This window comes from Herminiimonas sp. (assembly GCF_030655415.1).
On sequence record NZ_JAURVN010000015.1, the window covers coordinates 337,324 to 356,297 of the forward strand.

Genomic DNA, 18,974 nt, shown 5'->3' on the forward strand with positions numbered 1-18,974 from the left:
GATTATTTTTCCTGAAGATTTACTGCGCATGTACAGAATTCCCGAATCCATATTGCTACTCACCATCGTTATCGCGCCCTTCATCGGTAGCGTGATCGCCGCATGCATGCCGGCTAACGCCCGCAATCGTGAATCAATATTGGCCGGTGGCGTCGCATTGCTCGGTCTGCTCATTTCGGTATATCTGTATCAACAAGTCGGCGCAGGAGAAGTAGTCCGTTATCAAGCTGCGTGGATGCCGGCCTTCGGCGCGGAATTCATGTTGCGCATGGATGGGCTGGCGTGGCTGTTCGTGATGCTGGTGCTGGGCGTCGGCTTGCTCGTCGTGCTGTATGCGCGCTATTACATGTCCGAGCAAGATCCAGTGCCGCGCTTCTTCGCGTTTCTGCTGGCGTTCATGGGCTCGATGTTGGGTGTGGTGTTGTCCGGCAATCTGATTCAACTCGTGGTGTTCTGGGAACTGACCAGCATCACATCCTTCTTATTGATTGGTTACTGGCATCACCGTATCGATGCGCGACGTGGTGCGCGTATGGCATTTACGGTGACCGGTGCTGGCGGCTTGTGCCTGCTGTGCGGCGTGCTGATCATCGGTCATATCGTCGGCAGTTATGACCTCGATACCGTGCTTGAAGCTGGCGACCTGATACGCGCACATGATTTGTATTTGCCGGCATTGATACTGGTCGCGCTGGGCGCATTGACCAAAAGTGCGCAATTCCCTTTCCATTTCTGGCTGCCACATGCGATGGCTGCGCCTACACCGGTATCGTCATATCTGCATTCGGCGACGATGGTGAAGGCCGGTATTTTCCTGTTAATGCGATTCTGGCCAGCTTTGTCCGGCACGGAAGAATGGATGTGGATCATTGCTGGCGCTGGTGTCTGCACCCTACTACTCGGTTCTTTCGTCGCGATTTTTCAGCACGATCTCAAAGGCTTGCTGGCCTACTCCACCATCAGCCATCTTGGCTTGATCACGGTATTGCTGGGCATAGGCTCACCGCTAGGCATGGTCGCGGCGATTTTCCACACAGTGAATCACGCGATTTTTAAAGCATCGTTGTTCATGGCTGCCGGCATCATCGATCACGAAACCGGCACCCGCGATATGCGCGTCTTGCGCGGTTTGCGACATGCTCTACCGATCACGGCGACGCTGGCGATTGTCGCGAGCGCAGCGATGGCCGGCGTGCCTTTGTTGAATGGCTTTCTGTCTAAGGAAATGTTCTTTGCCGAAACCGCGCTGGTCGGTGGCAACGATAGCTGGTGGATGTCCTATGCGGCGGTCGCGATGGGTATTTTCAGCGTGACGTATTCCTTGCGCTTCATTAGTGTGTTCTTCGGCAAGCTGAATCAAGACTTGCCAAAAACTCCGCATGAGCCGCCGCGCTGGATGCGCTTCCCGGTTGAATGTTTAGTCTTGCTTTGTTTGATCGTCGGTGTTGCTCCTGGCATTAGTATCAAACCGTTTTTGGATAGCGCAGTGGTATCGGTACTTGGCGCGCGCGCGCCAGTATACGATCTGGCAATGTGGCACGGCTTCAACCTGCCGCTGTTAATGAGCTTTGCTGCACTCGCTGGCGGCATAGCTCTGTATGTCATCTTGCGCAAATACTTCACCTTGCAGTCACGCGATCGCGTGCCGGTATTCCACAAATTAAGCGGCGCACAAGCCTACGAAAGCACGATGTTGCGCTTGTCTTCCGGTGCCGCATTTTTGGTCAAATGGTTGGGCACGCGACGTCTGCAGCCGCAATTATTCTTGATGATTGTGGCGATGATTGCGATACCGCTTTTACTCGTCAGACCTTTACCAACATTAGGCAATATCTCTTTTACCAATGTCGATCCGCTGTTCGCGATGATGTGGGTGATCGGTTGTGCCTGCGCAATCGCGGCCGCGTGGCAAGCGAAGTATCACCGACTCGCCGCCTTGATTTTAATCAGCGGTACAGGCGCGGTCGTCAGCATGACCTTCCTCTGGATGTCGGCACCTGATCTGGCCTTGACGCAGTTGATGGTGGAAACCGTCACCACCGTTTTGATCCTGCTTGGTTTGCGCTGGTTGCCTCGCCGTCTGGTGCCGCGCGAATTGAATATGCAAATTCCACGCACAGTATGGTTGCGCCGTTCACGCGATATGGTGCTGGCGATCATAGGTGGTCTGAGTATTGCCGCGGTCAGTTACATCGTGCTGATGCATCCACAACCGGCCAGCATAGGTGACTTCTTCCTGCTGCGCGCGTTGTCAGAAGGTGGCGGCACCAATGTCGTCAACGTGTTGCTGGTCGACTTCCGCGGTTTCGATACGATGGGGGAAATTACCGTACTCGCCATCGTCGCATTGACGGTTTATGCCTTGCTGCGACGCTTCCGTCCAACGCCGGAAAGCATGGCACTGCCTGAGCAACAACTCAACAACATCGACCCGGCTGCCAAACAAATGCCGGCGGAACAAGTTGAGAGCGGTTACCTGATGATCCCTGCCGTGTATCTGCGCTTTTTGCTGCCATTCATGGCGATGATCGTCGCGTACTTCTTCATGCGCGGCCACAATCTGCCGGGCGGCGGCTTCGTCGCCGGCTTGATCTTCGCCGTCGCCATCATCGTGCACTATATGTTGACTGGTACCACCTGGCTGGAATCGCATTTGCATCTGCGGCCGCTACGCTGGCTGTCATTTGGGTTGATCACCGCGTGCGTTACCGGCCTCGGTGCGGTCGCGCTTGGCTATCCTTTCCTGACCAGTCACACCGCGCACGTGAACTTCCCGCTATTGGGAGAAATTCATATTCCTAGTGCGTTCTTCTTCGACCTCGGCGTCTTCGTGGTCGTGGTCGGTGCCACCATGTTGATCCTGGTCGCGCTGGCGCATCAATCCATACGTAGTCGTCGTCCGCAAGCTGGCATTGCCAATGAAGCGGCCACGACAAGCAACAAGCGAGGAGTCATTTAATGGAAATTGTTATCTCGCTTGCTATCGGCGTGTTGTTCGGATCGGGTATCTGGCTGATCTTGCGTCCACGTAGTTTTCAGGTGCTGACCGGATTGATGTTGATGTCGTATGCGGTCAATCTGTTTATCTTCATCATGGGTCGGCTGTGGGTTAATCGTCCGCCGCTGACGCTGGGCGCTGGCGTGCCCGATCCCACGATGTTCAGTGATCCATTGCCGCAAGCACTGGTATTGACCGCAATCGTCATCGGCTTTGCGACTACCGCTCTTTATCTGGTCGTCATGATCGGTTCGCGCGGCTTGACCGGCACCGATCACGTCGATGGTGAGGAGTCCGATTGATGAAGCTGGATTGGATGCAACACCTGATCATTCTGCCGGTGCTGTTGCCGCTACTGTGCGGCGCATTGCTGATCCTGATTAACGAGAAACGCCATCAGTTCAAGTTCTTCGTCAATCTTTCCTCCGTGCTGTTGCAGCTCGCCGTTGCGGTCGCATTGATCCATCTGACCGACAGTGGCAAATGGACTGAAGGCATGGGCGTCTACTTGGCCGCGAACTGGTCAGCGCCATTCGGGATAGCTTTGGTCGCCGATAGACTGGCGGCTATGATGTTATTGCTGACCGCAGTGTTGGCGACTGCTGCATTGTTGTTCTCTATGCTGCGCTGGAGCCGCATAGGCGTGCATTTCCACACGCTATTCCAGTTTCTGTTGATGGGAATTAACGGTGCGTTCCTGACGCATGACTTGTTCAATCTATTCGTGTTTTTTGAAGTCATGCTGGCCGCATCGTATGGTCTGGTTCTGCATGGCTACAACACCAATCGCATACGTGCCGGCATGCAATACATCGCCGTCAATCTGGCGGCATCACTCTTGTTCTTGATCGGCGTCGCCTTGATTTATGCGAGCACCGGCACGATGAATATGTCGGATCTGGCAGTGCGTCTGGTGAACATCGCGACCACCGATCTGATCTTGTTGAAGATAGGCGTGGCGATCTTGGCGATTGCCTTCCTGGTGAAAAGCGCGATGTGGCCGCTAGGCTTTTGGCTGCCGACCACTTACTCCGCCGCCTCGCCACCAGTTGCTGCGATGCTGGTGCTGATGACCAAGGTCGGCGCTTATGTGATTTTGCGTTTGTGGTTGCTGGCTTTTTCTTCCGATGCCAGCGCGGCTGTCGGCTTTGGCTTCGAAGCATTGTTGTGGGGTGGCATGGCGACCATCGTGTTCGGCGCAGCCGGCATGTTGGCGAGTGAAACACCGGGTCGCATGGCGGCGTATGGCGCGATCATTTCATCCGGCACGCTGCTCTCGGTGATCGGTTATGGACAAGAGTCCTTGGTCACAGCCGGCTTGTATTATCTGATCGGCTCGACACTTGCGATGGCTGCCTTCGTGTTGCTGATCGAATTGGTTGAACGTATACGCTCACCGGGTGCGGCGATGCTGGCACTGACGATGGAAGCGTTCGCGATTGAAGAAGCACCTGAAGAAACCGCCGGCATCGGCATTCCAGGCGCATTGGCTTTTCTCGGCTTGGCATTCGCCGCGTGCGCATTGATCATCACAGGCTTGCCGCCTTTGTCCGGCTTCGTTGCGAAGTTCGGTCTGATCCATGCAATGCTTAATCCTGAGGCTAAGGATACGATTATCGGCACAACGACCTGGGTCTTGATGGCGCTGATCGTACTGTCTGGTTTAGCCGCGATCATCTCGATGCTGCGTTTTGGTGTGCGTACCTTCTGGGCATCAGGCGCCATCGCTGCGCCACGTCTGCATATTTCAGAAGTCGCGCCGATCAGCTTGTTATTGATCTTGTGCGTGGGCTTGACTGTGCAAGCCGGGCCTGTCTACGAATATCTGGCACGCACCAGCAAAGACCTGCATCAGCCTACGCAATATATTCATAAAGTGCTGGATGCCACGGCGGTGCCGAGTCCGCGCAAAGAAGGAGGCACGCCATGAAGCGCTGGCTACCTTCGCCCTGGATGTCTTTTGCATTGCTGCTGTTCTGGCTGCTGCTGAATCAAACTTTAGAGCCGGCCCATTTACTGTTGGGCGCATTCCTTGCTGTTGTAGTGCCGCTGCTGACAAAATCATTGCAACCGATGCCTTATCCACGCATCAAAAAACCATTCACGCTATTTCGATTGATCGGCATGGCTTTGGTGGAAATTGTGCGTTCCTGCTTCAACGTTAGTTGGCTGATTCTGTTTACGCCCAAGAGCAAATTGAATTCGCAGTTCATCAAGATACCGCTGACGATGCGCGATCCTTACGGGCTGGCTCTGTTGTCGTGCCTGATCAATTCAACGCCGGGCACAGTGTGGGTCGAAATTCTTTCAGAGAAACATGAACTCGCGCTGCATGTATTCGACTTGCATGACGAGCAATGGTGGATAAAGACCATCACGACGCGATACGAAAAACCATTGATGGAAATTTTTGAACAGGAGCAGAACGCATGACGACGCTACTGGAATGGTCTATCGCATTCGCCTTCATCTGCATCCTGCTGGCAATGCTGTTTTGTACCGTACGTTTGTTGCTCGGCCCTACCGCGCATGATCGCGTACTCGCGCTCGACACCCTGTGGATGTGTGCGATGCTGCTGTCGTTAATGATGGGCATCACCTTCGGCAGTCAGATTTATTTCGAGGCAGCGATGTTGATTGCGCTGCTTGGTTTTGTATCCACCATCGCGCTGACCAAATTCCTGATGCGTGGGGAGATTATTGAATGAAGACTTTTGAGAGTTTGCCCGCCTGGGCAGCATTACCGGTATCGCTACTATTGATACTCGGTGGCGCGATCATCTTGATAGGCGCACTGGGCTTGATGCGCTTGCCGAGTTTTTATCAACGCATACACGGCCCGGCGATCACCGTTACGCTGGGAGCCGGCTGCATATTGCTGGCATCCATGCTGTACTTCTCGGTGCTGCAATCGCGCGTGGTGATTCATGAAATTATCATCTCTTTATTCGTTCTGCTGACAGCGCCGGTCGTCGCCATGCTGATCATGCGTGCAGCGGTTTATCGCGATTTGCGTCTGGGCAAACGCGCTGAGCCAGCAGACGCGGCTGAGGTTTATCAATTCTCCAAAAAGGATTGAATGTTGATTTGAAGTTTTGAATTCAAACTTCATCAATTAAAAAACTGGGCATGCAGCGCCACACTTCAAGTTGGCGCTGAGTTTCAACTATCCGCAGAGCGCAGTTCTACGCTTTTCTTTATTGCAGAAAAGCGTATTCAGATCAGCAACATTTCGCCTATCCCGCTGGTAGAATCAGAACACCGCCACTCTTGGTCAGTGCTGACTCCCATGCAAAAATCCCTCCAGCAGTTGCCCCAGTCTTTACGTCAACTTTCCGGCAAGCCGGCTTTCAGACGAACTGCGATCGGGCTGGTGATTTTCATCGTCTTTATCGGCTTGTTTGGCTACTTTGCGCTGCCCGGCATTATCAAGTCGCAAGCTGAAAAAATCATTTCCGAAAAACTGAATCGGCAAACCACAATAGGCCAGGTCGAAGTCAGCCCTTACGCGATGCGTCTTACCTTGCGCGACGTCAAGATGATGGAGCCGGAAGGCGATGTGAAGTTTGCAGGCTTCGACGCACTGACCGTCAATTTATCCATCCAATCACTATTCCGCTTCGCACCAGTAGTCGAACAATTGCAAGTCAGCGCGCCGTATGTGCATCTGGTGCGCAAGGACGACACGCATTACAACATCGATGACATCATCGAACTGATCAATAGCCAACCGCCTTCGCCAGAACCGGCGCGCTTTTCTGTCTTCAATATCGAGATCGATAGAGGACATATTGAATTCGATGACAAACCAGCCAAGACCGTGCACAAGGTCACTGACTTGAAAATCGGCGTGCCCTTTATTTCATCACTGCATTCCAAAATCGATGTATTCGTCGAGCCATTATTAAGCGCCAACGTCAACGACACGCCGCTGCTGATCAAGGGAAAAACACTCCCCTTTGCCGATCCTGTACAAGCTGTGGTTGACCTGAATCTGGACAATCTGGATCTCACTACGTATTTGAAATACATCCCGGGCACGCCGCGTTTCAAAGTGCCAAGTGCACGCCTTGATCTACATTTGATCGCGAATTTTCAGCAACCAAAAGATAAAGCGCCAGCGCTGCTGCTGAGCGGCGACATCAAGTTGAAATCGCTGCAGCTGAATGATCAAGACAATAAATCCATCATCAAACTGCCTGAGCTTGCCGTCACATTAAAAGATGCGAGCCTGCTGAGCGATCGTATAGAAGTCGCCAAGCTAGCAATCAACGGTGTAGAAGCTGACATTACACGCAATGCAAATCAGCAGTTCAATTTTGAAAATCTGCTGGTGCCACCGACAGGCGCAGCGCCATTAAAAACAGCGAAAAAACCTGCGGTCGAACCTGCAACAATCACGACTGCAGATCCAACTACAACAGCAAAACCGGCAGTGGTTGCGGAACCTACCAAACCGAAAGCTGCACTCAGTTTTGCATTGGCAGAACTGGATATTAAAAATGCCGCGCTGCGTTTTACCGATATGCAGACTGCGCATCCTATGCAAGCCAAGGCAGAAAAGTTTGATCTGAGCGTGCGCAAAATTGAAGTTGATACTGGCAGCAAAATCGTCAGCGTCGATGAAGTCGTTTCGAATCAAGCCGCTTTCTTTTTGCAACAAGACAAACCACGCGCAGACTCCGGCAAAGTCGCAGCGCCTGCTAGCAGCAAAACTAAAAGTAACGATGCCAGCGCTGCTTACGTCGTCAATGTCAAAAAAATTGGCATCGATAATTGGTCAGCACGATTGGAAGATCGCAGCCTGAAACGTCCCGCTGTCACCACTATAGAACCATTGAAGTTAGCCCTGCAAGACATCTCGACCAAGGCTGGAGCACGCGGCAAACTCGACTTGCAAGCTGCGGTCAATAAAACCGGCAAGCTGGCAGTCAGCGGCGATCTCGGCATGGCACCTTTGCATGCAAATCTGGCGCTCGACTTGAAGAACGTCGACATCATGCAAGTGCAGCCCTACATCACCGACAAGATCAATATTCTTTTGACGCGCGCTGACATCTCCAGCAAAGGCACGCTGCAAATAGACGAAGGAAAAAATGGCGAACTGCTGGGCGGCTTCAAAGGCGATCTGACGCTGGGCAATCTCGCGACCGTAGACAAACTCAGCACCAGTGAATTTTTACGCTGGAAGTCTTTGTATTTCGGCGGCATGGATGTACGCCTCTCACCGCTCGCCCTGAACATCGATCAAATTGCGCTCAATGATTTCTTTGCACGCGTAATTCTCGATCCAAACGGCCGCATCAACTTGCAAGATATCCGCGTAGTGAACACCGGCGGCGTACAAAAAAGCGTGACAGAAGCAGCACCGACCGTAGCACCGGCACCGATTGCACCCGTCGCAGAAAAAACCGCAGTACTACCGCCGCCAGCAAAAGCAGCCAGCGATATTCCACCTATCAAAATCAAGAAATTGACGATGCAAGGCGGCCACGTTCGCTTTACCGATAATTTCATCAAACCAAACTACACCGCCAACCTGATGAAATTTGGTGGAGTGGTTAGTGGCTTGTCGTCGGATGTAAATTCCAGCGCCAACGTCAATTTAAAAGGCGAAGTAAATAGCGCACCGCTCAACATCGACGGCAAGATCAATCCGCTCAAGGGCGATTTGACGATGGATATCAAAGCCGCAGTGCAAGGCATGGAACTGGCGCCGCTATCCGCTTATTCCGGCCGTTACATCGGCTATGGCATCGAGAAAGGCAAGCTCTCTTTTGACGTCGCCTACAAGGTAGAGAATCGCGTACTCACTGCGCAGAATCGACTAGTTCTAGAACAACTAACGCTAGGCGAAAAAATTGAAAGCCCAACTGCAACAACGCTACCTGTGAGCTTTGCCCTGTCGCTGCTGCGTGACAGAAACGGCGTGATCGACATCAATCTACCGATAGGCGGCTCACTCGATGACCCTCAGTTTTCCGTAGGCGGCTTGATCGTCAAGGTCATCGTCAATATCCTGACGAAAGCAGTAACAGCACCATTCAGCTTGCTGAGTTCGATGTTCGGTGGCGGCGAAGAATTATCGATGCTTGAATTCGACGCAGGCCGCGCCCGCATCAATGACGCTAGCGAAACCAAACTGAAAAGCATGGCGAAAATATTAGTGGATCGCCCTGCGCTGAAACTCGAAATCACAGGCCGCACCGATCCTGAAGCAGATCGCGAAGGTTTGAAAAAAGCATCCATAGACCGCAGAGTCCGCGCCTTGAAATTAAAAGACATGGTCGGTCGCGGCGAATCCGCTGAAGCAAACAGCATCACCATTACGCCACAAGAATATCCAGCCTTGTTGAAACGTGTTTATAAAGACGCCGACTTCAAGAAACCACGCAATATGGTCGGCCTGCAAAAAGATATACAGGTTGAAGAAATGGAAAATCTTTTAAGCACCAACGCCACCGTCAGCGACGACGATTTGAATTCACTAGCCAATCGCCGCGCACAAGCGGTGAAGGACTGGCTGACCGGTGAAGGCAAAGTCCCGGATACGCGGATTTTCATACTGGGTTCGAAGTCGGGTAATCAAGGTGCTAAAGACGACGCGGCTAAAGCGAAGGCGAATCGTGTGGATTTTTCTTTGAAATAACGGCGCTTGCAAAAAAACAGAGCGATACAGACTTTTAATCGCTTTTAATCAGGGGAAAAGACCAACGCTACAGAAGAATTGATGTTGCCGCTTTTGATTTTGTTTACGGCTACTGATTCTCGCAGTACTTTTTTTATGAAGTAACCATGTGAATTTTTACGGGAAAGGCGCGCCCAGTTACATAGCGGCTCCCAAATTATCCATCACTTCTCCGGTTTAAACCGAGTTAGGCGCTATGAGCATCATCGACCTTATCGTTGCTCCCGGCACTGCCGTAGGTTGTGTCATCGGGATAGCTATTGCTGTTGGTTTGAATTGGCTATTTCCAGAAAAAGATTTGATAACGCCTCAAGCATTGGTTGTTGTTGCTACTACTGCTGTTGGAATGTTTTTCGAGTTTTGGCCGCCTAGGAAGGACTAAAACGAATACTCCAATTAACTTCGCGGGCTAACCCCATCAATCATAAGTGACTGCAGAACTGACGTGGCGAAATTCTTCAACCGCCATCGCGTCGCAGCCCCTTACCTTCAACGTTAGGATTTTATGTATTGCGATAAATGTTTCACATTGAGTTCAGACAAAAGTACCCATTGCATTCAATGCGGGAAGACCTTCTTTGAGGAAAGGCCTAAACTTCAATCTCCCATCAAGAAATCAAACGACGGCATAGGCCTTTTTACAGGTATCGCAGGGCTAGCAGTTGGTCTATATTCCGGCATATTTGTACTGCTGCTGTTAGCGGCTTACGGCGTGACGTCTTGGTGCGGGAAGAAATTCTTAAATCGAAAAGCAATTCCATTCCTTCCTACTATCGCAGTACAAATTAGTTTGATAGTCATTCCTACGACCTTTTACTTAATTCTTTACCTAAAAGGGTTAATGCCACTATCAGCAACGTTTCTCTTAATAGATATGAGTCTTCCGTGTATTGGTCTTATATGGCTGATAAAGAAGCCAGGCGTGAAGCCAGCAATTGCACTTAGTGTTTTCCAACTAGTTACTCTCGGTGTGAACGTTATGGCTATTTTAGAAATGGATATTGGTACCCAAAATCACAAAGCACTTGCAAACTATATAGTTTGGCGTGTAGGTGCCCTATATCTTTTGTGGGCTCCGTTTTTATGGCGTAAGGAAGACATTATTCATGACACAGAAAAAGTATTCTGACTCGTCGCTGAACCTAGGCACGCAAGCTTGTTTGTTAGCTGAGTGCAAACACGGCTATTTCAATTCATCGTCATTAAGGTTTGTGCTTCTGCAATGCAGAAGGCGAGCCGAACCAATCGTTCTTCCGCTTTGACGCTGCCGTTTGTGCGGAGCAGAAAATGGAAAAAGAAGTGAACGCTGTCTGAGCGCAGCGAGTTTCGTTCGCTTCCCATTTTTTGATTTGCACAAACGGGAACCCGAAGGGCAGCGGCTTGCGGTCGCTTTTTTGGGTTACCTTTTTTGGCGAAGCAAAAAAGGGTAACTAGCCGCCGGGCTACCCCCGGCAACTGAGCCAGCCCGAAGAAAACACCCCATCAGCTACCAGCAAACGTGACAACAAGAAACATCCCTCAATAAACTGCATTTCATCTCCCGAGTTTTCACCTCTGTCAAGACTGGCGCAATCGTCTAGATTGCGTATCATCTAGCGCTCGCTACACTCATTAATCAATATTCATGCTGCCTTCCATAGAACAACGTCTCGCCGTCGAACTCGCGGCCAAACCCGTACAAGTTGCTGCGGCAATCGCCTTGCTGGATGAAGGCGCGACCGTGCCTTTTATTTCCCGTTACCGCAAAGAAGCAACCGGCGGCCTGGATGACATCCAGCTGCGCTTGCTGGAAGAACGCCTGCGCTATTTGCGCGAACTGGAAGACCGACGCGCAGCCGTCATTGCATCCATCGAAGAACAAAACAAGATGACGCCGGCGCTGCTCGACGCTATCACACATGCAGAAGACAAAACCCGTCTGGAAGATCTGTATCTGCCATACAAGCAAAAACGTCGCACCAAGGCGCAGATCGCAGTCGAAGCCGGCCTGACAGAATTAGCCGATGCATTGCTGGCTGATCCAACATTGAATCCTGAAGAAGAAGCGGCGAAATATTTGAAGCCTGCGTTCACCGTGGATGGCATCGACAATCCCGGCGTGGTTGATACCAAAGCTGCCCTCGATGGCGCACGCCAGATTTTGATGGAGCGCTTTGCCGAAGATGCAACGTTGCTGCAAGCCTTGCGCGAATACCTGACTGAGCACGGCATCGTTGAATCCAAAGTAGTCGAAGGTAAGCAGGATGCCGGTGAGAAATTCGCCGATTATTTCGATTACTCGGAGACCATCGGTACCATTCCTTCGCATCGCGCACTCGCATTGTTCCGCGGTCGCCGCGAAGAAATGTTGAACGTCAATTTGCGTCTGGATACCGAAGAAGAAAAACCAAAGTGGGATGCGCCGCACAATCCGTGTGAAGGCCGCATTGCAGCGCGCTTCGGTATCAGCAATAAAAATCGTGCTGCCGATAAATGGCTGGCCGATACCGTGCGCTGGACCTGGCGCGTGAAAACTTTCATGCATCTGGAAACCGAGTTGATGACCAACTTGCGTGAGAAAGCAGAAGTCGAAGCGATTCACGTTTTTGCATTGAATCTGAAAGCGCTGCTGCTGGCAGCACCGGCTGGCCCGCGCGCAACCATGGGTCTCGACCCAGGTTTGCGTACCGGCGTCAAGGTTGCGGTGGTCGATGCGACCGGCAAAGTGGTCGATACCGCGACCGTCTATCCGCATCAACCGCGCAACGATTGGGAAGGCACTTTGCACACGCTGTCGCAATTGGCAGAGAAGCACAAAGTTGCATTGATCTCTATCGGCAACGGCACCGCATCGCGCGAGACCGACAAGCTGGCGCAAGACTTGATCAAGCTGCGTCCTGAATTAAAGCTGACGAAAATCGTTGTGTCGGAAGCCGGCGCATCGGTGTATTCAGCATCTGAATTTGCGTCGCGCGAATTACCGGATATGGACGTCTCAATACGCGGCGCAGTATCCATTGCACGCCGCTTGCAAGATCCATTGGCCGAACTGGTGAAGATCGATCCGAAATCAATCGGCGTCGGCCAGTATCAGCATGACGTCGGCCAAACCCAATTGGCGCGTTCGCTCGATGCGGTCGTCGAAGATTGCGTGAATGCGGTCGGGGTTGACGTCAACACTGCCTCTGCACCATTACTGGCGCGCGTGTCGGGCTTGAACAATAGCGTTGCACAAAGCATCGTCAGCTATCGCGACATGAAGGGCATGTTTGCATCGCGTGCCGATTTGCGCGCAGTGCCGCGTTTGGGCGACAAGACGTTTGAACAAGCTGCAGGTTTCTTGCGCGTGATGGTCAGCGACAATCCACTTGATGCGTCGGCAGTGCACCCGGAGTCGTATCCGCTGGTTGAAAAAATCCTGGCTGACATCAAGCGCGATGTAAAAAGTATCATCGGTGACGAAAAAACATTGAAGTCTTTGAATCCGGCCAAATATGCGGATGAGAAGTTTGGCGTGCCGACGATTACCGACATTTTGAAAGAGCTGGAGAAACCAGGTCGCGATCCGCGTCCAGAGTTCACCACAGCGACTTTCAAGGATGGCGTGGAAGAGATGCGCGATTTGCGTCCTGACATGATTCTGGAAGGCGTGGTGACTAACGTTGCAGCCTTCGGAGCGTTCGTCGATATCGGCGTGCATCAGGATGGGCTGGTACATATTTCCGCGCTGTCGAACACCTTTGTCAAAGATCCACACACGGTGGTAAAAGCCGGTCAGGTCGTGAAGGTCAAAGTGCTGGAAGTGGATGAGAAACGAAAACGTATCGCTTTGACAATGCGTTTATCCGATGCCGCACCAGTGGCTGGCAGCAAACCTGAGCAACGCGCAGATCGTAACGATAGCAAGCGCCTGTCGCAGCATCAGAACCAACAAGGACGGCAAGCGGAGTCCGGTAGTAGCGCGATGGCAGCGGCTTTTGCCAAACTCAAGGGATAAGCAGCAGAAGCGGCCGGTTTTTCTTATAATGACGCATTAACTTACACAGCGAGGCAGTAATGAGCGACGACGTACAATCCTGGATCAAAGAAACCGTAACCCAAAATGAGGTTGTTTTATTCATGAAGGGCACGGCACAATTTCCACAGTGTGGCTTCTCAGGCAAAGCGATTGCATTGCTGAAAGAAAGCGGCGTAACGGATCTGATCACCGTCAACGTATTGGATGACGCAGAAGTTCGCCAGGGCATCAAGGATTACTCCCAATGGCCTACCGTTCCTCAGTTGTATGTCAAAGGTGAATTCATCGGCGGCTCCGACATCATGAACGAGATGTTCGCGTCCGGCGAACTGCAAACTTTGTTGAAAGCTTAATGTGACTGCGTCTGCTGACGCACTCTCATTAGCGCAGCCGCAAGCACCGCGCCGGAAGCGATTAATCATCGCGATCACCGGTGCGACCGGTGTCATCTATGGCGTGCGGCTGCTGCAAGTTTTACGCGATCATGCAGAGGTAGAAACGCATCTGCTGATCTCTGAAGCTGGCATGCTGAATCTGCATCAAGAACTCGACATGAAGCGCAAAGACGTCGAAGCGTTGGCAGATGTCGTGCATAACGTGCGTGATGTGGGCGCATCGATTGCCAGCGGCTCTTTTCAATCTGACGGCATGATCGTCGCGCCCTGCTCGATGAAAACGCTGGCTGCCGTCGCGCATGGCTTGTCCGACAATCTGATCACGCGCGCGGCTGATGTGGTTTTAAAAGAGCGCCGCCGTTTGGTCTTGATGGTGCGTGAAACCCCATTCAATCTGGCGCATCTACGCAATATGACTGCTGTTACCGAAATGGGCGGCATCATTTTTCCACCTCTCCCCGGTTTTTATCATCGCCCTGCATCGATTGCAGATATGGTCGATCACACCGTTGGTCGCGTACTGGATTTATTCGAGATACAGCATGCGTTGACGCCACGCTGGCAAGGCTTGAAAGTTAAGCCGGACGCGCAATAATCTGCGTGTTTTTTTCTAAACTTCCTCAGTTTCATTCCGCAATTTAAATCTACCAAGCATCCGCAAACGATTGGGATTTCCTGATTGATCGCATGGCTTCCTGCGCATAATATACTGTACATAAACACAGTATTTATGAGGAAGAAATGTCCGATGACGACTTCAGTAATGAAACGCAGCCGCTGGTGCAGATGCCCACAGCGCGTAAAGGTCGCGGTGCTGTTTCCAACCTGCAAGGCCGTTATGAAATGCAGGCGCGCGAACGGTTTGATGACGGCTGGCTGAATGATAGTTGCGGCAATGGATCTGATGAGAATGGTGATCACCTATTCAACGAAGATGGAAGCAATAACACTGCGCCGCCTACCTGGAAAACTTATGTCACTGAAGAAAAAGCGAAAAGCATCCTGACGCGCAATGCGTCACCTGATATTCCGTTCAGCGTTTCGCTTAATCCGTATCGCGGGTGCGAACATGGTTGTATCTACTGCTTTGCGCGGCCCACGCATAGTTATCTGGGACTTTCGCCCGGCCTGGATTTTGAAAGTCGAATTTTTGCGAAGATCAACGCCCCAGAATTATTGCGTCAGGAGCTAGCCAAATTTTCGTATGTCGCGCAGCCCATCGCGCTCGGCGTCAACACCGATGCCTATCAACCTTGCGAGCGTGAATACCAATTGACCCGACGCGTGCTCGAGGTATTGCACGAGTGCGAACATCCGGTGGGCTTGATCACCAAATCATCATTGATCGAGCGCGACATCGACCTGTTATCCGCAATGGCCGCCAAGCGACAAGCGGCCGTAGCGATCACCATCACAACGCTCGATCCCGCCATCGCACGCACGCTGGAACCCAGAGCCGCGGCACCAGTGCGACGCTTGCGCACGATACGCACGCTGACAGATGCCGGCATTCCGGTCAGCGTCAGTATCGCGCCCGTGATCCCCTTTATTACCGAACCGGATCTGGAACGCGTACTAGCCGCAGTCGCGGAGGCAGGTGCCATCAGTGCGCATTACATCGTGCTACGTTTGCCGTGGGAAGTTAGTCCCTTGTTCCAGCAATGGTTGCAGACGCATTTCCCGGATCGCGCGCAACGCGTCATGAATCACGTGCGGGAAATGCGTGGCGGCAAAGATTACGATGCCAATTTTGGTACCCGCATGCGCGGCGAAGGGATTTGGGCCGACCTGATTCGGCAACGCTTTGAGAAAGCGGCAAAGCGGTTAGGCCTCACTGGACATTCACATCGTTTTCACGCGCTCGATGCTTCACGCTTTCGCCGGCCCTTGCATATTCCGGCGCAGGCAAAATCAAATGGCAAGGCTTGCGATCAGCAAGATCTTTTCTAAACAGAGAATGCCGCGCGCAAGAAAAAACCCTCCGCAACTTTCGTGGCTGAGGGTTTTTAGTGTGGAGCCGGCCGTCTGTTTCGAGCTGGCTAGCTGCTGATTACATCAGCACAAGCATCCATTCCGAAACGTTCATGCCGATATGAACAACCTCCCGACACCTATAAAAATATGCCCTTAAAGCTTTTTCCTGCATAAATTATTTCCAGGGCGACGATGCGCACAGCCGGCATCTCATGCTCAGTCGGCAGTGTGCTCTTGCCCTATTCCAGCTTGACGCCGGAGCTCTTGACAACCTCCGCCCAGCGCGCCATTTCGGACGAGATCATCGCGGTGAATTCCGCCTGTGACATGTTCGGAATATCCGAGCCGGCACTCGTCCAGTTTCGCTGGATCTCCGGGGACGCCAGCGCTTTCTTCACTTCTTCGGTCATGCGCTCGACCACCTCGGGTGGGGTGCCCTTGATTGCCCACAGACCGTACCAAGTGGATACTTCATAGCCTGGCACACCGGCTTCCGCAGCCGTCGGAACGTCGGGAAAGCCAGGTGCGCGCTTGGCAGATGCGACGGCAAGTGCCTTGATGCGGCCGCTCTTTACATGACTGGCCGAGGAACCGAGTCCGTCGAACATGAGATCGAGCTGCCCCCCGATCAAGTCCTGTAGCGCCGGACCTGCGCCGCGGTATGGAATATGGGTAATGAAGGTCTTGGTTTGGATCTTGAATAGCTCACCCGCCAAATGATGCGAGGTGCCGTTACCGGCCGAGCCGAAATTCAGCTTGCCAGGATTCTTTCTTACGTACTCCAGCAAACCTTTTAGATCCTGCACCGGAACGCGCTGCGTGTTGACCACGATCACCTGTGGCGGTGTGGCAATGACGGTAATCGGGATGAAATCTTTTTGGAGATCGTAAGCGAGCTTTGAATACAGCGCCGGTGCAATCGCATGATGCGCTGCGCCAACGAAAAACGTGTAGCCATCAGGTGCTGACTTCGCTGCTACGCCCGCACCAAGAGTGCCACCTGCGCCACCGCGATTATCGATGATGACCGCCTTTCCGAGCTGTTTGGTCAGCTGCGCCGCCAACGGGCGTGCAAAGGCGTCGGTTCCGCCACCCGGAGGGAACGGCACGATCAACGTCACCGGTCTCGTGGGCCAGGTCTGCGCAAATGCACTGACGGATAGGCAAAGTCCAGCGATCACCAAGAGGGGGATTCTAAGTTTCATCATCTTGTCTCCAAAATTGTATTTTTTATATTAAAGAGTATTCTGCATACAATATAACCATTTTTTGTATACAAGCACCTCTTAATGCGCAGGATTATATTTATGGAAACGTTTGTCAAGCTAATTCGCCATAAATCCGGCACACCCATATACCAGCGACTATTTATCGTTGACCATCCGTAACCTTTTTCGCTGTACGACGAAATAACAGGTGAAAGCGAATCCGTTGATGCTCGCGGAACGTATACATCCATACGAGCGCGAATTTTTCGCATGCTTTATCAAGGAGACAAGATGATCAAAGATGGACCTAGCGTCAGCGGGACTAAGAAGCCTGATGATGAAACCAGTTCGCGCCGTACTTTATTGAAAGGCGGCATCGCGGCTTTGTTCAGCGGCATCTTTTCACGCGAAGTTGTTGCTGCGAGCACTGCGAAGGAATCTGCAGCCAAACCAAGTGAAGTATCGGTGGAGATTTTTTCAGCGTCCGGCAAGAGCGAAAAAATTGTGACGATCCCAAAAGTCATCAAGGCCGATGAGCAATGGAGCAAGCAGTTGTCTGTGCAAGCGTTCAAAGTCGCACGCAGAGCCGGCACTGAACGCGCATTCAGCGGCGAGTATGCGAAGAGTCATGGCGACGGCTTGTATCGGTGCATTTGCTGCGCCAACGCCTTGTTCGATTCCAAAACCAAGTTTGAATCTGGCACCGGCTGGCCTAGCTTCTGGCAGCCGATCTCTGCGTTAAATGTGAGCAAGAGTTCTGATCGCAGCTTCGGCATGCAGCGCGATGAAATTTCTTGCTCGCTGTGTGACGCACATTTGGGCCACGTCTTTAACGATGGTCCGAAACCTACTGGTTTGCGTTATTGCATGAATTCCGTGTCGCTGAATTTTGTGCCTCGCGGATAAATAACAGATCGTTTTTGTACGCTGTATCTTCAGGAGCATTCAATGAAATCAAGCAACAGAATACTCAGCGCTAAAATTGCTTTTCTATCCTTGCTGACACTAGGGGGTTTCGCATCCCCAATACTGCAAGCGGCCGAAGCACCGGTAGTAATCGCGCGCCCGGCAATCGACAATGCCAAAGCCAAGGGCGCTTTGCAAACGGCGGTGTTTGCAGGTGGATGTTTTTGGGGAGTGGAAGGCGTATTCGAACATGTGCGCGGCGTGCGCAATGTGGTGTCGGGCTATGCGGGCGGTGACAAGGCGAATGCAAATTACAATCTGGTGAGTCGCGGCAGCACCGGCCATGCCGAGGCAGTGCAAATCACTTTTGACCCAGCGGAAGTATCGTACGGTGAGTTATTGCAGATATTCTTCTCTGTCGCGCACGACCCAACGCAATTGAATCGTCAAGGGCCAGACAGCGGAACACAGTATCGCTCTGCGGTTTTTTATACTGATGACGCACAGCAAAAAGTAACGGATGCGTACGTCGCGCAATTGAATCAGGCGCATGTTTTTCGCAGCAACATCGTTACGCAAATCACGCCGCTGAAAGAGTTCTATCCAGCGGAGGAATATCATCAGAACTTCTTACAGCGTAATCCGCGGCATCCTTATATCGTCTATAACGATCTGCCGAAAATCAGCAACTTGAAGCGGATATTCCCTGCTGTATATGTGGACGAGCCGGTAGCCTCGAACAAGGCACAGCAAATGAAATTCTGATTTTGATGAAATGCGAGCACATGCTATGTGCTCGCATCGTAAG

16 protein-coding genes are annotated in these 18,974 nt (G+C 52.1%); 15 read left to right on the plus strand and 1 reads right to left on the minus strand.

All coding sequences use genetic code 11. The annotated features are described in order from the left end of the window. The first annotated feature begins 28 nt into the window (after positions 1-28). The 13 genes from Q7T66_RS13700 (at position 29) to Q7T66_RS13640 (ending at position 16,028) form a co-directional block, all read left to right on the plus strand. Positions 29-2,959: a monovalent cation/H+ antiporter subunit A gene (locus tag Q7T66_RS13700; RefSeq protein ID WP_304933883.1), complete on the plus strand. Its 2,931-nt coding sequence runs from the start codon at positions 29-31 to the stop codon at positions 2,957-2,959. Next, entirely contained in the window at positions 2,959-3,300 is a 342-nt protein-coding gene (locus Q7T66_RS13695; protein WP_304933882.1) for a Na+/H+ antiporter subunit C, read from the plus strand. The genes Q7T66_RS13700 and Q7T66_RS13695 overlap by 1 nt, the downstream gene beginning before the upstream one ends. Next, positions 3,300-4,928 (plus strand): monovalent cation/H+ antiporter subunit D, encoded by a 1,629-nt coding sequence (locus Q7T66_RS13690; RefSeq protein ID WP_304933881.1) that lies wholly within the window; start codon positions 3,300-3,302, stop codon positions 4,926-4,928. Before Q7T66_RS13695 ends, Q7T66_RS13690 begins: the two co-directional genes overlap by 1 nt. After that, a complete protein-coding gene (locus Q7T66_RS13685; protein ID WP_304933880.1) occupies positions 4,925-5,431 on the plus strand; it encodes a Na+/H+ antiporter subunit E in 507 nt (168 codons plus the stop codon). The genes Q7T66_RS13690 and Q7T66_RS13685 overlap by 4 nt, the downstream gene beginning before the upstream one ends. After that, positions 5,428-5,706, plus strand: coding sequence for a K+/H+ antiporter subunit F (locus tag Q7T66_RS13680; protein WP_304933879.1), 279 nt, complete (start codon positions 5,428-5,430; stop codon positions 5,704-5,706). Before Q7T66_RS13685 ends, Q7T66_RS13680 begins: the two co-directional genes overlap by 4 nt. Beyond that, positions 5,703-6,077, plus strand: a complete 375-nt coding sequence (mnhG, locus tag Q7T66_RS13675) for a monovalent cation/H(+) antiporter subunit G (protein ID WP_304933878.1) — start codon at positions 5,703-5,705, stop codon at positions 6,075-6,077. The genes Q7T66_RS13680 and mnhG overlap by 4 nt, the downstream gene beginning before the upstream one ends. Before the next feature lie 210 nt (positions 6,078-6,287). Next, positions 6,288-9,647, plus strand: coding sequence for a DUF748 domain-containing protein (locus Q7T66_RS13670; RefSeq protein ID WP_304933877.1), 3,360 nt, complete (start codon positions 6,288-6,290; stop codon positions 9,645-9,647). A 235-nt stretch (positions 9,648-9,882) separates the two neighbouring features. Beyond that, positions 9,883-10,068, plus strand: a complete 186-nt coding sequence (locus tag Q7T66_RS13665; RefSeq protein ID WP_304933876.1) for a hypothetical protein — start codon at positions 9,883-9,885, stop codon at positions 10,066-10,068. A 147-nt stretch (positions 10,069-10,215) separates the two neighbouring features. Then, on the plus strand, positions 10,216-10,815 hold the full coding sequence (locus tag Q7T66_RS13660; RefSeq protein WP_304933875.1) for a hypothetical protein: 600 nt from the start codon (positions 10,216-10,218) through the stop codon (positions 10,813-10,815). A gap of 495 nt (positions 10,816-11,310) precedes the next feature. Continuing rightward, complete coding sequence (locus Q7T66_RS13655; protein ID WP_304933874.1) at positions 11,311-13,662, plus strand: Tex family protein; 2,352 nt, start codon at positions 11,311-11,313, stop codon at positions 13,660-13,662. 59 nt (positions 13,663-13,721) lie between these two features. Continuing rightward, on the plus strand, positions 13,722-14,036 hold the full coding sequence (gene grxD, locus Q7T66_RS13650) for a Grx4 family monothiol glutaredoxin (RefSeq protein WP_304933873.1): 315 nt from the start codon (positions 13,722-13,724) through the stop codon (positions 14,034-14,036). A gap of 1 nt (position 14,037) precedes the next feature. Further along, positions 14,038-14,673 (plus strand): UbiX family flavin prenyltransferase, encoded by a 636-nt coding sequence (locus Q7T66_RS13645; RefSeq protein WP_304933872.1) that lies wholly within the window; start codon positions 14,038-14,040, stop codon positions 14,671-14,673. Between the two features lie 146 nt (positions 14,674-14,819). Further along, positions 14,820-16,028, plus strand: a complete 1,209-nt coding sequence (locus Q7T66_RS13640; RefSeq protein WP_304933871.1) for a PA0069 family radical SAM protein — start codon at positions 14,820-14,822, stop codon at positions 16,026-16,028. 263 nt (positions 16,029-16,291) lie between these two features. Here Q7T66_RS13640 and Q7T66_RS13635 read toward each other — a convergent pair whose 3' ends face one another. After that, positions 16,292-17,257 carry a tripartite tricarboxylate transporter substrate binding protein gene (locus tag Q7T66_RS13635; protein WP_304933992.1) on the minus strand — a complete coding sequence of 322 codons (966 nt, stop codon included), beginning with the start codon at positions 17,255-17,257 and terminating at the stop codon, positions 16,292-16,294. Between the two features lie 294 nt (positions 17,258-17,551). Between Q7T66_RS13635 and msrB the strand changes: the two genes are divergently transcribed. Both msrB and msrA read left to right on the plus strand, forming a co-directional pair. Continuing rightward, positions 17,552-18,166, plus strand: coding sequence for a peptide-methionine (R)-S-oxide reductase MsrB (msrB, locus tag Q7T66_RS18065; RefSeq protein ID WP_370691652.1), 615 nt, complete (start codon positions 17,552-17,554; stop codon positions 18,164-18,166). A 42-nt stretch (positions 18,167-18,208) separates the two neighbouring features. After that, positions 18,209-18,931 carry a peptide-methionine (S)-S-oxide reductase MsrA gene (gene msrA / locus Q7T66_RS13625; RefSeq protein WP_304933870.1) on the plus strand — a complete coding sequence of 241 codons (723 nt, stop codon included), beginning with the start codon at positions 18,209-18,211 and terminating at the stop codon, positions 18,929-18,931. Positions 18,932-18,974 lie beyond the last annotated feature (43 nt).

What these genes read in the sequence shown, in the direction of transcription:
- Q7T66_RS13700 (WP_304933883.1), top strand. Translation starts at nt 29, where the DNA reads ATGTACAGAATTCCCGAATCCATATTGCTACTCACCATCGTTATCGCG.
- Q7T66_RS13695 (WP_304933882.1), top strand. Translation starts at nt 2,959, where the DNA reads ATGGAAATTGTTATCTCGCTTGCTATCGGCGTGTTGTTCGGATCGGGT.
- Q7T66_RS13690 (WP_304933881.1), top strand. Translation starts at nt 3,300, where the DNA reads ATGAAGCTGGATTGGATGCAACACCTGATCATTCTGCCGGTGCTGTTG.
- Q7T66_RS13685 (WP_304933880.1), top strand. Translation starts at nt 4,925, where the DNA reads ATGAAGCGCTGGCTACCTTCGCCCTGGATGTCTTTTGCATTGCTGCTG.
- Q7T66_RS13680 (WP_304933879.1), top strand. Translation starts at nt 5,428, where the DNA reads ATGACGACGCTACTGGAATGGTCTATCGCATTCGCCTTCATCTGCATC.
- mnhG (WP_304933878.1), top strand. Translation starts at nt 5,703, where the DNA reads ATGAAGACTTTTGAGAGTTTGCCCGCCTGGGCAGCATTACCGGTATCG.
- Q7T66_RS13670 (WP_304933877.1), top strand. Translation starts at nt 6,288, where the DNA reads ATGCAAAAATCCCTCCAGCAGTTGCCCCAGTCTTTACGTCAACTTTCC.
- Q7T66_RS13665 (WP_304933876.1), top strand. Translation starts at nt 9,883, where the DNA reads ATGAGCATCATCGACCTTATCGTTGCTCCCGGCACTGCCGTAGGTTGT.
- Q7T66_RS13655 (WP_304933874.1), top strand. Translation starts at nt 11,311, where the DNA reads ATGCTGCCTTCCATAGAACAACGTCTCGCCGTCGAACTCGCGGCCAAA.
- grxD (WP_304933873.1), top strand. Translation starts at nt 13,722, where the DNA reads ATGAGCGACGACGTACAATCCTGGATCAAAGAAACCGTAACCCAAAAT.
- Q7T66_RS13640 (WP_304933871.1), top strand. Translation starts at nt 14,820, where the DNA reads ATGTCCGATGACGACTTCAGTAATGAAACGCAGCCGCTGGTGCAGATG.
- Q7T66_RS13635 (WP_304933992.1), bottom strand. Translation starts at nt 17,257, where the DNA reads ATGAAACTTAGAATCCCCCTCTTGGTGATCGCTGGACTTTGCCTATCC.
- msrB (WP_370691652.1), top strand. Translation starts at nt 17,552, where the DNA reads ATGATCAAAGATGGACCTAGCGTCAGCGGGACTAAGAAGCCTGATGAT.
- msrA (WP_304933870.1), top strand. Translation starts at nt 18,209, where the DNA reads ATGAAATCAAGCAACAGAATACTCAGCGCTAAAATTGCTTTTCTATCC.